Origin of the sequence: Citrobacter sp. U14242, from assembly GCF_046555775.1 — a bacterium.
Classification (GTDB): domain Bacteria; phylum Pseudomonadota; class Gammaproteobacteria; order Enterobacterales; family Enterobacteriaceae; genus Citrobacter.
Map to the genome: position 1 here is coordinate 175,869 of NZ_JBKGLW010000003.1, position 12,552 is coordinate 188,420.

The 12,552-nt window shown below is 53.4% G+C and carries 9 protein-coding genes; 7 read left to right on the plus strand and 2 right to left on the minus strand.

Annotated elements, in window-relative coordinates; genetic code table 11:
* Nucleotides 1-48 precede the first annotated feature (48 nt).
* The 5 genes from ACLJXE_RS05830 (at nt 49) to ybaK (ending at nt 6,031) form a co-directional block, all read left to right on the plus strand.
* The gene (locus ACLJXE_RS05830) at nt 49-1,041 is read left to right on the plus strand and encodes a FecCD family ABC transporter permease (protein ID WP_410750342.1); all 993 of its coding nucleotides are present in this window, start codon (nt 49-51) and stop codon (nt 1,039-1,041) included.
* Complete coding sequence (locus ACLJXE_RS05835; protein WP_286628473.1) at nt 1,038-1,808, plus strand: heme ABC transporter ATP-binding protein; 771 nt, start codon at nt 1,038-1,040, stop codon at nt 1,806-1,808. The genes ACLJXE_RS05830 and ACLJXE_RS05835 overlap by 4 nt, the downstream gene beginning before the upstream one ends.
* Nucleotides 1,809-1,953: 145 nt before the next feature.
* A complete protein-coding gene (gene copA, locus ACLJXE_RS05840) occupies nt 1,954-4,455 on the plus strand; it encodes a copper-exporting P-type ATPase CopA (RefSeq protein WP_410750343.1) in 2,502 nt (833 codons plus the stop codon).
* Between the two features lie 100 nt (nt 4,456-4,555).
* Nucleotides 4,556-5,350: a TraB/GumN family protein gene (locus ACLJXE_RS05845; RefSeq protein WP_410750344.1), complete on the plus strand. Its 795-nt coding sequence runs from the start codon at nt 4,556-4,558 to the stop codon at nt 5,348-5,350.
* Nucleotides 5,351-5,551: 201 nt separating this feature from the next.
* Nucleotides 5,552-6,031 (plus strand): Cys-tRNA(Pro)/Cys-tRNA(Cys) deacylase YbaK, encoded by a 480-nt coding sequence (gene ybaK / locus ACLJXE_RS05850; RefSeq protein WP_137384598.1) that lies wholly within the window; start codon nt 5,552-5,554, stop codon nt 6,029-6,031.
* Between the two features lie 52 nt (nt 6,032-6,083).
* Here ybaK and ushA read toward each other — a convergent pair whose 3' ends face one another.
* Nucleotides 6,084-7,736: a bifunctional UDP-sugar hydrolase/5'-nucleotidase UshA gene (gene ushA / locus ACLJXE_RS05855; protein WP_410750345.1), complete on the minus strand. Its 1,653-nt coding sequence runs from the start codon at nt 7,734-7,736 to the stop codon at nt 6,084-6,086.
* A gap of 173 nt (nt 7,737-7,909) precedes the next feature.
* Here ushA and fsr point away from each other — a divergent pair, with 173 nt between their 5' ends.
* Together fsr and ybaL are read left to right on the plus strand one after the other, a co-directional pair.
* Entirely contained in the window at nt 7,910-9,130 is a 1,221-nt protein-coding gene (fsr, locus tag ACLJXE_RS05860) for a fosmidomycin MFS transporter (RefSeq protein ID WP_121584311.1), read from the plus strand.
* A gap of 225 nt (nt 9,131-9,355) precedes the next feature.
* Nucleotides 9,356-11,035 (plus strand): YbaL family putative K(+) efflux transporter, encoded by a 1,680-nt coding sequence (gene ybaL / locus ACLJXE_RS05865; RefSeq protein WP_286628477.1) that lies wholly within the window; start codon nt 9,356-9,358, stop codon nt 11,033-11,035.
* Nucleotides 11,036-11,132: 97 nt separating this feature from the next.
* Here the strand turns inward: ybaL and gsk are convergent, their stop codons facing one another.
* Entirely contained in the window at nt 11,133-12,437 is a 1,305-nt protein-coding gene (gsk, locus tag ACLJXE_RS05870) for an inosine/guanosine kinase (protein WP_286628478.1), read from the minus strand.
* Between the last annotated feature and the right edge of the window lie 115 nt (nt 12,438-12,552).

The window sequence follows — 12,552 nt, forward strand, 5'->3', positions numbered from 1 at the left end:
CCTCGCGGCGCGGGAACGTCGCGCCGCAAAGACGTTATGGAGCGTTGCGTGCTTAAGGACTCGCTTTCTTCCGTCAGCATTCTGACGGGTCTTTCTCTCTTGCTGGTCGCTCTGATGCTCTTCGGTGCCAGCCAGGGCGCGCTGAACATTAGCTTCAGCGCGCTGTTCAACGACGAATACCGTGACATCTGGTTGAACATCCGCTTGCCCCGCGTGTTGCTGGCCGTTCTGGTAGGCGCGGCGCTGGCGACGGCAGGGGTCATCATGCAGGGGCTTTTTCGCAATCCGATGGCCGATCCTGGCCTGCTTGGCGTCAGCAGCGGCTCCGCGCTGATGGTTGGCATCGCGATAGTTATCCCCTTTTCGTTTCCCGTCGTTCTGGTGCTGTATGAACAGATGATTTTTGCCGTCGCGGGCAGCATGGTGGTCTGCACGATTATTTTCCTGATAAGCCAGCGTCATAGCCACGGCGGAATGATGCAACTGTTGTTAGCCGGTATCGCTATCAATGCTCTGTGCGGTTCGGCTATTGGCGTGCTGAGCTATGTGGGCGACGAGCAGCAGCTACGTCAACTTACGCTGTGGATGATGGGCAATCTCGGCCAGGCCCAGTGGCCAACACTTCTGGTTGCCAGCACGTTTGTTCTGCCTGCCATTGCTGTCACCGTCTGTATGGCGGGAACGCTTAATTTGCTGCAACTGGGGGATGAAGAAGCGCATTACCTCGGCGTGAACGTCAAACGTAAGCGCCAGCAATTACTGTTGCTTAGTTCGCTACTGGTTGGCGCTGCCGTTTCCGTCAGCGGCGTAATTGGCTTTATTGGCCTGGTGATCCCGCATCTGATCAGAATGACTACCGGCGCCGATCATCGCTGGTTGATTCCCTGCTCTACGCTGGCGGGCGCCTGTTTACTCCTGATTGCCGATACGCTGGCCCGTACGCTGGTGCAGCCTGCCGAAATGCCCGTTGGCCTGTTAACCAGCCTGATCGGCGGACCGTATTTTCTGTGGTTAATACTGCGTAGCCGGAGGATGTCATGATCGTCGCAGAAAATCTGGTCTACCACATTCAGGGGAGACGACTGACCGACGATGTTTCCCTGACGCTACCCCAAGGAGAGATCATCGCGATCCTTGGCCCGAATGGCGCCGGGAAATCGACGCTGCTACGCCAGCTTACGGGTTATCTGCAACCTCACAGTGGGCGCTGTAGCTTATTCGGCAAGCCGTTGGATGAATGGTCGATTACCGAGCTGGCAAAAACCCGTGCGGTGATGCGCCAGAATAGTCATATGGCCTTCCCGTTTAGCGTTCAGGAGGTCATTCGCATGGGCAGGCATCCGTATCGCACGCGCAATACGGGCGATGAAACGGCGCATATCATGACGTTGTGTGATTGCCAGGCGCTGGCCGCGCGCGATTATCGGCATCTGTCGGGAGGAGAACAACAGCGGGTACAGCTGGCGCGTCTGCTGGTTCAGCTTTGGGAGCCCGAACCTGTGCCAAAATGGTTGTTTCTCGATGAACCCACCTCCGCCCTGGATATTCACCACCAGCAGCACCTTTTTCGTCTGCTGCGTCGACTGGTGCGTGAACGGCAGTTTAGCGTCTGCTGCGTTCTGCACGATCTCAACCTCGCGGCGCGTTATGCCGACCGCGTGGTATTGATGGAACGCGGCAGGATCGTTGATAACGGGTATCCGCAGGATGTCCTGAAGCAACGGTCGCTGAACGCGCTGTACGGTGCCGATCTCACGGTTATAAATGAACCGGAGCATCGAACGCCGCTTATCGTCCTCAATCAGTAAATCACCGGGAACGGCCTGTCGCTGCGTTCCCGTTTCTCTCCTTTTTCTGTTTTTTCATCTTTTTTAATAACACCCTTGACCTTCCCCTTGCTGGAAGGTTTAACCTTTATCACAGTCAGTTAATCCTGCAATCAAGGAGTTGGTTATGTCTCAAACAATCGATCTAACCCTGGACGGTTTGTCCTGTGGTCACTGCGTAAAACGCGTCAAAGAAAGCCTCGAACAACGTCCGGATGTTGAGCAAGCGGATGTCACCGTGACAGAGGCGCATGTTACCGGGAGCGCCAGCGCAGAAGCGCTGATTGAAACCATCAAACAAGCCGGTTACGGGGCGGAGTTAAGCCACCCAAAGGCTAAACCGCTGACGGAGTCATCAATCCCGTCGGAAGCACTGGCAGCGGTCCCTTCCGAGCTTCCGGCAGCTACGGCTGATGATGACAGCCAACAGTTGCTGTTAAACGGCATGAGCTGCGCCAGTTGTGTGACCCGTGTACAAAATGCATTGCAAAGCGTACCGGGTGTCACCCAGGCACGGGTAAACCTGGCGGAACGCACTGCGCTGGTAATGGGCAGTGCCTCCGCCGCAGATTTAGTCCAGGCGGTGGAAAAAGCCGGCTATGGTGCAGAAGCGATCGAAGACGACGCTAAGCGCCGCGAACGCCAGCAGGAAACCGCCGTGGCAACCATGAAGCGTTTTCGCTGGCAGGCGGCCGTCGCGCTGCTGCTGGGTATTCCGGTGATGGTATGGGGCATGATTGGCGATAACATGATGGTGAGCGATGACAACCGCAGCCTGTGGCTGGTCATTGGTCTGGCAACACTCGCCATCATGGTCTTCGCAGGCGGTCACTTCTACCGCAGTGCCTGGAAAAGCCTGATGAATGGCACCGCAACCATGGATACGCTGGTCGCGCTGGGCACGGGCGTCGCCTGGCTCTATTCCATGAGCGTCAACCTCTGGCCGCAATGGTTCCCGATGGAAGCACGGCATCTCTATTATGAAGCCAGCGCCATGATTATCGGTCTGATTAACCTTGGCCATATGCTGGAAGCCCGCGCCCGCCAACGCTCTTCCAAAGCGCTGGAAAAACTGCTCGATTTAACACCGCCAACCGCACGTGTCGTAACCGATGACGGTGAAAAAAGCGTACCACTGGCCGATGTACAGGCAGGTATGTTACTGCGCCTGACCACCGGCGACCGCGTGCCGGTAGATGGCGAAATCACCCTGGGCGAAGCCTGGCTGGATGAAGCGATGCTGACCGGCGAACCGATCCCGCAACAAAAAGGGGAAGGTGATAGCGTCCACGCCGGTACTGTGGTTCAGGATGGCAGCGTGCTGTTCCGCGCCAGCGCCGTCGGCAGCCACACGACGTTATCGCGTATTATTCGCATGGTGCGTCAGGCGCAAAGCAGTAAGCCCGAGATTGGTAAGCTGGCCGACCGGATTTCCTCGGTATTCGTTCCGGTGGTGGTAGTGATTGCGCTGGTGAGTGCAGCAATTTGGTACTTCTTTGGCCCGGCGCCACAAATTGTTTATACGCTGGTGATTGCCACCACCGTACTGATTATTGCCTGTCCTTGTGCGCTGGGTCTGGCAACGCCGATGTCGATTATTTCCGGGGTTGGTCGTGCCGCTGAGTTTGGTGTGCTGGTACGTGATGCCGATGCGCTGCAGCGCGCCAGCACGCTTGATACCGTCGTCTTTGACAAGACTGGTACGCTGACCGAGGGTAAACCGCAGGTTGTCGCCATCAAAACGTTTGGCAATACCGATGAAGCGCTGGCTGTTCGCCTGGCTGCGGCCCTTGAACAGGGCTCCAGCCATCCGCTGGCCCGCGCGATCCTCGACAAAGCGGGCGATGTTACGCTGTCGCAGGTCAATGGTTTCCGTACGCTGCGTGGTTTAGGCGTCAGCGGCGAAGCGGAAGGTCATACGCTGCTGCTGGGCAACCAGGCGCTGCTCAATGAGCAGCAGGTCGATACCACAGAAATGGAGGCTGAAATCACCGCTCAGGCTTCCCAGGGCTCAACTCCGGTGCTGTTGGCCATTGACGGGCAAGCGGCAGCCTTGTTAGCGGTACGTGATCCACTGCGTAGCGACAGCGTGGCAGCGCTCCAGCGCCTGCACCGCGCCGGGTATCGTCTGGTGATGCTCACCGGTGATAACCCAACTACAGCCAATGCTATTGCCAAAGAAGCAGGTATTGATGAGGTGATAGCCGGCGTTCTGCCGGACGGTAAGGCCGAGGCGATTAAGCGTTTGCAGAGCCAGGGGCGTCAGGTCGCCATGGTCGGTGACGGCATTAACGATGCGCCTGCGCTGGCTCAGGCCGATGTAGGGATCGCCATGGGGGGCGGCAGCGATGTGGCAATTGAAACCGCTGCGATCACGCTGATGCGTCATAGCCTGATGGGCGTTGCAGATGCGCTCTCTATCTCGCGAGCAACGCTGCGTAATATGAAGCAGAACCTGCTCGGCGCATTTATCTACAACAGCATCGGTATCCCCGTCGCCGCCGGGATTCTGTGGCCGTTCACTGGAACCTTGCTGAACCCGGTCGTTGCCGGAGCGGCGATGGCACTTTCTTCTATTACTGTGGTGAGCAACGCTAACCGACTGCTGCGCTTCAAACCAAAAGAGTAACCCTTTGCCGGATGGCGCTATCAACTGCGCCATCCGGCAATTCACACATTGCGACTTTTCCAGCCACGCGCTAGCATGGCTTTACACTTAGGGAGGTCGTATGGATTTGTTATACCGGGTAAAAGCATTATGGTCTGCACTGCGCGGTAACCATTATACCTGGCCGGCCATCGATATCTCTTTGCCTGGCAACCGCCATTTTCATCTGATTGGCAGTATTCATATGGGTAGCCGGGGTATGGCCCCTCTGCCTGCCAGGTTACTGAAAAAACTCAGCCGCGCTGACGCACTGATTGTCGAAGCCGATGTCTCCGGTGACGATGCGCCGTTTGCCAATCTTCCGGTTTTTGCTGCTCTGGAAGAACGTATCAGCGAAGCGCAGTTGCGCAATCTGCAAAAAGTTTCTGGCGATCTTGGTATTTCCCCTTCCCTGTTTTCGACTCAACCCCTGTGGCAAATAGCCATGATCTTACAAGCCACGCAGGCGCAACAGCTGGGATTACGGGCGGAATATGGCATTGACTACCAACTGCTCAAAGCGGCTAAACAGACGCAAAAGCCCATTATTGAACTGGAAGGTGCCTCCAGCCAAATCGACCTGTTATGCCAGTTGCCTGATAACGGTTTGGCTTTGCTCGACGATACCCTGACGCACTGGCACACCAACGCCAGGTTGCTGCAACAAATGATGGGGTGGTGGCTTGAATCACCACCACAAAATGGCGAACTCACATTACCCAACACATTCAGCCAGTCGTTATATGACGTACTCATGCACCAGCGTAATGAGGCCTGGCGGGACAAACTCAGGGCAATGCCTGCGGGCCACTATGTGGTCGCTGTCGGCGCACTGCATCTGTATGGAGAGGGAAACTTACCGGAGATGTTGCGATAAAAAAATGGCCAATATTTCTATTGGCCCGTCAAAGAGGAATTTCATCATTATTATTATGCCGACGCTTAAAGCATCGGTGTAGGTCGATTGTCGCTCAAAGTCGTCATCCTGCCAATACTATTGCGCAAGATGGTACTATTTTTTAGACAGACATCAGGCGTATGCTTGTGTCGTATTTTGTCTGAGCCAGGAAAAATTGCTATGACACCCGCCGTTAAGCTACTCGAAAAAAACAAAATTTCTTTTCAGATCCACACCTACGATCACGATCCGTCTGAGACCAACTTTGGCGACGAAGTGGTCCGTAAATTAGGGCTGAATGCGGATCAGGTCTACAAAACACTGCTGGTTGCCGTGAATGGCGATATGAAACATCTGGCGGTTGCCGTCACTCCGGTAGCCGGACAGCTGGATCTTAAAAAGGTCGCGAAGGCGCTGGGCGCTAAAAAGGTCGATATGGCTGACCCAATGGTTGCGCAACGTACAACGGGATATCTGGTCGGCGGTATTAGCCCGCTTGGGCAGAAAAAACGTTTGCCAACGCTGATTGATGCCCCCGCCCAGACATTCGACACGATTTATGTTTCCGGTGGTAAACGCGGGCTGGATATTGAGCTGGCGGCGAACGATCTGGCGAAAATTCTGGATGCGAAATTCGCCGATATCGCCCGCCGGGATTAAGTACCCGTAGGCCGGATAAGGTGCTTGCACCGCCATCCGGCACTCCGCCCTGTTATTGCCAGATAACCTCACCCTTCGGCTCATACACACTGGCATCCAGCGGTGAGTTTTTCTGCACGTACTCTTTCAGCACTTCCGCATCAATAAACCCGGTATTCACATAGCCGGGTTTGTTATCAATACGCGGATAGCCATCACCGCCGGTGGCGTTGAAGCTCAGCGTTGCCATGCGATAGGTTTTAGCCGGATCAACAGCTTCACCCTTGATTTTCAAATCGTTAAGCTTGCCGTCTTTCGCCACAAAGCTGACGTTAGCAAACTGTGGGTACGCCCCCGAGTCTGGCTTCATCTGAGCCACGGCAGTCAGATAGTCAATAACCTCCTTCCCGCTCATATCGGCATACACTACGATGTTGCCGAACGGTTGTACCTTCAGCACGCTCTTATAGGTGATATCGCCGCCTTCGATGGAGTCACGGATACCGCCGCCGCTCATCACGCCAAAATCAGCGCTGGTTCGCGCCATTTGCGCAGCCAGCAGCAGACGTCCCATATTGGTCTGCACAAAACGGACTTTACTGCGATCCCCTTCCAGACGCGCATTGACACTGCCAATTTTGACATCCAACTGCGCTTTGCCTTTATTCTGGAATGGTGTCAGTAACGACAGCATTTGCTGGTTTTCAGCAATTTCTGGGGTGTAAAGTACGCGCTCACTTTTACCGTTATTCCAGGTCACTTTTTTCTTCAGGTTTACCGGAATGAGTTGGTAGTTGACCATTTTCATTTCGCCATTGCGGAATTCAAAGTCCGCCCGGCCAACGTATTTACCCCACTCATGCGCCTGCACAATCCAGATACCGTTTTGCTTATCTGGCGCACATGGCGTACCCGGTACGTAATCAACCTGCTTTTTGTTTTCCGATGCCATGCACACCGGATCCTGTGAGTGACCACCCACAATCATCGCCAGCGCCCCGGTGGGCAGGCTACGCGCCATTTCCACATCGCCCGGTGCGTTCGAGCCGTGATTGCCGTTGTCATAATGCCCCATATGCGTGGTAGCGATGATGATGTCTGGCTTTTCATTCATATTGAGTTCCTGGATAACCAGCTTTGCTTCTTCCGCAGGTTTGCGAAACTCAATATCGGTGAAGAACTCCGGGTTGCCAATTTTCGCCGTATCATCGGTTGTTAAACCAAGAACCGCGATTTTTAAATCCTGGCGCTTAAAGATAGTCCACGGCTTAAACAAGCGTTCGCCAGTGCTTTTCTGATAGATATTGGCGGAGAGAAAAGGAAACTTCGCCCACTTTTCCTGCTGGCGCAATACGGTGAGCGGATTATCAAATTCGTGGTTACCCACCGCCATCGCATCATAACCAATCAGATTCATTCCACGAAAATCAGGTTCTGCATCCTGAAGATCGGATTCTGGTACGCCGGTATTAATATCACCGCCGGAAAGTAGCAGTACGCTTCCCCCTTCTTCAGCGACCTCTTTACGAATACCGTCCACCAGCGTTTTTTGTGCGGAAAGCCCGTATTCGCCGTATTCACTGCGCCAGAAGTGACCGTGGTGATCGTTGGTATGCAGAATGGTTATCTTGTAGGTTTTATCTTTTTCGTACGCCTGAGCAGGCTGACCTGCCAGCGCAAATGCGGCCAATAACGCCAGCGCCACACCCCGTGTTAAAAATTTCATGAACTCTCCCTGAGCCAATATCAACGACTGAAATTACAATGATATGAAATAATAGTCGAAAATGTTTTCAGAAATGAGACTTCCTTCAAACACCTTCCGCAGGTATGTTAGGCAAGTAATAATAACAAATTAGATTACCCTCATAATCGCAACCCAAACAGAAGTGACTTTCTATGGCAATAAGTGAACCAACCCAGCCAGTGGCTGGCGCGTCAGCGTCGGTTGCTAAAGCACGCACCTCATTTGGCATTTTAGGGGCGATCAGTCTCTCTCATCTGCTAAACGATATGATCCAATCACTGATTCTGGCGATTTATCCGCTTTTACAGTCAGAATTTTCACTGACGTTTATGCAGATCGGGATGATTACGCTAACCTTCCAGCTCGCCTCCTCGCTGCTGCAACCGGTTGTCGGCTACTGGACGGACAAATACCCGATGCCATGGTCGCTACCTATTGGAATGTGCTTCACGCTGAGTGGGCTTGTGCTACTGGCGATGGCAGGCAGTTTCCATATGGTTTTGCTCGCCGCAGCGCTGGTCGGTACCGGGTCTTCAGTGTTCCACCCGGAATCCTCTCGCGTGGCACGTATGGCCTCCGGTGGCCGTCATGGGTTGGCGCAATCTATTTTCCAGGTCGGTGGTAACTTCGGTAGTTCTCTGGGGCCACTACTGGCCGCTGTCATCATCGCGCCATATGGTAAGGGTAATGTGGCCTGGTTCGTGCTGGCGGCCCTGCTGGCGATTGTTGTACTGGCACAGATTAGCCGTTGGTACGCCGCACAACATCGGATGAGTAAAGGAAAACCGAAGGTCGCCATCGTCAATCCGCTACCACGAAATAAAGTGGTACTGGCGGTGGGTATTCTGCTGGTGCTGATTTTCTCCAAATACTTCTATATGGCGAGCATCAGTAGCTATTACACCTTTTATCTGATGCAAAAATTCGGATTATCGGTACAAAATGCCCAGTTCCACCTGTTTGCCTTCCTGTTTGCCGTTGCGGCCGGGACGGTAATTGGAGGGCCATTAGGCGATAAGATTGGCAGAAAATATGTTATTTGGGGCTCTATCCTCGGCGTAGCGCCGTTTACCCTCATTTTGCCCTATGCAACCCTTGAATGGACTGGGATTTTAACCGTGATCATTGGTTTTATCCTCGCATCGGCCTTTTCTGCCATTCTGGTCTATGCACAGGAGCTACTTCCGGGGCGTATCGGCATGGTTTCCGGGCTATTTTTCGGTTTTGCCTTCGGCATGGGCGGCTTGGGTGCCGCGGTGTTAGGGCTGATTGCCGACCATACCAGTATCGATTTGGTCTATAAAATATGTGCTTTCCTGCCTCTCCTTGGGATACTGACCATATTCTTACCTGATAACCGACATAAAGCCTGATTTTCTGACGGCCAAAAGTAAACTTTGGCCGTCATCACTTACAGTGAGCATCAGCCTTTGCCTCATACATCTCCTCGTAGTTTTCCGATCCGTGCTTTTTTACGCTTAAAATCCTATTTTCATCAAAATTCAATAATTATTCATAAACATAAACATTAAAATTGTCATAAACTATTACTCGGAATTTGGGTTTTCAGGATCAACACAGCAACCAAAGGAGACGGAATGCATCACGCCACCCCGCTTATCACCACCATTGTCGGCGGCCTTGTGCTCGCTTTTATATTAGGCATGATTGCCAATAAACTGCGTATTTCTCCTCTGGTGGGATATCTGTTAGCGGGCGTTCTGGCCGGTCCATTTACACCTGGTTTTGTTGCTGATACCAAGCTCGCGCCTGAACTGGCTGAACTTGGTGTAATCCTGTTGATGTTCGGCGTCGGGCTGCACTTTTCCCTGAAGGATTTGATGGCGGTAAAGTCTATTGCCATTCCCGGCGCGATTGCCCAGATAGCGGTAGCAACACTGCTGGGCATGGCGCTTTCTGCCGTATTAGGCTGGTCGCTGATGGTCGGTATCGTGTTTGGTCTGTGTCTTTCAACCGCCAGTACCGTGGTGCTACTGCGTGCGCTTGAAGAACGGCAACTCATTGACAGCCAGCGCGGGCAAATCGCCATTGGCTGGCTGATTGTCGAAGACCTGATGATGGTGCTGACGCTGGTTCTCCTGCCTGCTGTCGCCGGAATGCTGGAAAAAGAAGATGTCGGCTTTACTTCGCTGGCCGTGGATATGGGCATCACTATCGGTAAGGTCGTGGCGTTTATCGCCATTATGATGCTGGTTGGTCGTCGCCTGGTGCCATGGATTATGGCCCGCAGCGCCGCAACCGGTTCCCGCGAACTGTTTACCCTGTCGGTGCTGGCGTTGGCGCTGGGTATCGCCTTTGGCGCGGTGGAGCTGTTCGATGTTTCCTTTGCACTGGGCGCGTTCTTTGCCGGTATGGTGCTGAACGAGTCAGAATTGAGCCACCGCGCAGCGCACGATACCCTACCGCTACGCGATGCTTTCGCCGTACTGTTCTTTGTTTCTGTCGGTATGCTGTTTGATCCGTTAGTCCTGATCCAGCAGCCTCTGGCCGTGCTGGGTACACTGGCAATTATTATCTTCGGTAAATCCGTCGCTGCCTACTTCCTGGTACGCCTGTTTGGTCACTCTCAGCGTACAGCGCTCACCATTGCTACCAGCCTGGCGCAGATTGGTGAATTTGCCTTTATCCTGGCGGGCCTTGGTATGGCACTGAACCTGTTACCACAAGCCGGACAAAACCTGGTGCTGGCAGGTGCGATTCTCTCCATTATGCTCAACCCGGTGCTGTTTGCGGTATTAGAAAAATATCTCGCCAAAACCGAAACACTTGAAGAGCAGACTCTGGAAGAGGCTATCGAAGAAGAGAAACAGATCCCGGTTGATATTTGTAATCATGCCCTGCTGGTCGGTTTTGGTCGTGTCGGCAGCCTGTTAGGTGAAAAACTGATGGCGGCGGGTATCCCGCTGGTCGTTATTGAAACATCGCGTACCCGCGTGGATGAACTGCGTGAACGTGGGATCCGTGCCGTGCTGGGCAATGCGGCCAACGAAGAGATCATGAATCTGGCGCATCTGGACTGCGCGCGCTGGCTGCTGCTGACCATCCCCAATGGTTATGAAGCAGGAGAGATTGTCGCTTCCGCACGTGAGAAATGCCCTTCGATTGAGATTATCGCCCGCGCGCATTATGACGATGAGGTTGAGTACATCACTGAGCGTGGTGCCAATCAGGTGGTGATGGGTGAACGTGAAATCGCACGCACTATGCTGGAACTGATTGAAACACCGCCAGCAGGTGACGTTGCCACTGCCAGCTAGTTTTGCGTTGCCGGATGGCGTTATCGCTGCTTATCCGGCATCTATTTTGCCATGTTCTGCGTAGACCCGATAAGCGATAGCGCTATCGGGCAGTAACTCAACGATCCCAGTACGACTCTTCGAGACTGTCTTCACGCTCCGGCAAACCACGCGTCAGACGCGGTGAATGCTGATTCAGCACCTGATAACTCACGCGGTTAGCATATTTACACACCTGGGCTAAAGATGAATAAGTCAGCCAGGTATATTTGTGCTTGCTGGAGTTAGGTACATTGCCACGGTGATAGCTGTTCGCTGTAATATCATGCAGCAATGCAGCCAATGCACCGTCGCCCGCGCCGTTAGTGTTCATGATTTTTTCCGGCCCGCCCATATATGGCGCGATATGTGAATAAACACGCAGCGGATTCGTACAATCTTTATGGCGCATTGCGCGGCTGAATTCGTACTGGTTGAATTCAGCGATAGCGCCTGGCAGCAGCGGATGCTGAGTTTTGCGTTTCGCCTCGTCTTCAGTAAAGCCGGCCATATACAGCCCCACCGGCCCGGCAGTACACAAGACTAAATCCACCCAATCCAGTGCTTTATCTGACGCCAGCAGCGGATCGTTTTCACCGGTCAGCGCTTCAGCTTCTTCTTCATTCATCGCCAGAATAGAGACATTCTCTTTCAGAAATTCCTGCCACCACTGCGGGTTATCCGCAATAACGAATTTGGTCCCCAGTGTCAGTACCACCGGAACGTTGTGCTTTTTGGCAAATTCAATCGCCTTCATGGTCGCTTCCGGCATCGGTTCGCCCGGCTTACAGCGTACCAGATAGGAGGTCAGAACCAGTGCGGAAGCCCCGGCAATCACCGATTCAGGGATGCTATCCGCGCGCAACTGGTTCATGTGACCGGGGCTGATGGCAAATGTGCGCTCGCCGGATTCACCAATCAGCGTAAAGCAACGGCCAATCGGGCCATCTACACCCTGTAGATAGTTCAAATCGGTGCGGCTGGAGGTGTTGCATAAATAGCGATACGCGTAGCTACCAATCTCGATATTGCTGCACATCACACCCAACAGTACCGAGCGGTCATCTGCCAGCACGGAGTAGTTATGCATGGTGTTACCGATGGTGCCACCTGCAAACTGATGGGTGATCAGGTTTTCGCGTACCAGCTCCTGGTAGAGAGCTTCCGCAACATCATCTTCAATCACCAGCGAGTGCCCGGCGCTTAATCCATAACGTTTTACAAAATCATCATCCACTTTGGCTTCAATATCCACCAGCGTTTGGTCGATACCGACTACCCAGGCCGCGCTGGTCTCATTTTCAGGCTGAATTTGTTGCAGCAACGGATCGCGCGCGCTGACGGGGAAATAGTGTTTGGATTTACGTTTACCGGGAAATTTCATGGTCGACTATATGGGTGGTTAACTGAGCGATGCATGGTAGCACATTACCGGATATGCATGCGATGCGGCGCTAAGTTTCAATATCGGACGGCGGGATCGCAGTTTATCCGGTCTC

Bases quoted from the DNA above. Each gene is read 5' to 3' on its own strand.
- ybaK (WP_137384598.1), top strand. From the start codon at position 5,552: ATGACACCCGCCGTTAAGCTACTCGAAAAAAACAAAATTTCTTTTCAG.
- ybaL (WP_286628477.1), top strand. From the start codon at position 9,356: ATGCATCACGCCACCCCGCTTATCACCACCATTGTCGGCGGCCTTGTG.
- ushA (WP_410750345.1), bottom strand. From the start codon at position 7,736: ATGAAATTTTTAACACGGGGTGTGGCGCTGGCGTTATTGGCCGCATTT.
- gsk (WP_286628478.1), bottom strand. From the start codon at position 12,437: ATGAAATTTCCCGGTAAACGTAAATCCAAACACTATTTCCCCGTCAGC.
- ACLJXE_RS05845 (WP_410750344.1), top strand. From the start codon at position 4,556: ATGGATTTGTTATACCGGGTAAAAGCATTATGGTCTGCACTGCGCGGT.
- ACLJXE_RS05835 (WP_286628473.1), top strand. From the start codon at position 1,038: ATGATCGTCGCAGAAAATCTGGTCTACCACATTCAGGGGAGACGACTG.
- copA (WP_410750343.1), top strand. From the start codon at position 1,954: ATGTCTCAAACAATCGATCTAACCCTGGACGGTTTGTCCTGTGGTCAC.
- fsr (WP_121584311.1), top strand. From the start codon at position 7,910: ATGGCAATAAGTGAACCAACCCAGCCAGTGGCTGGCGCGTCAGCGTCG.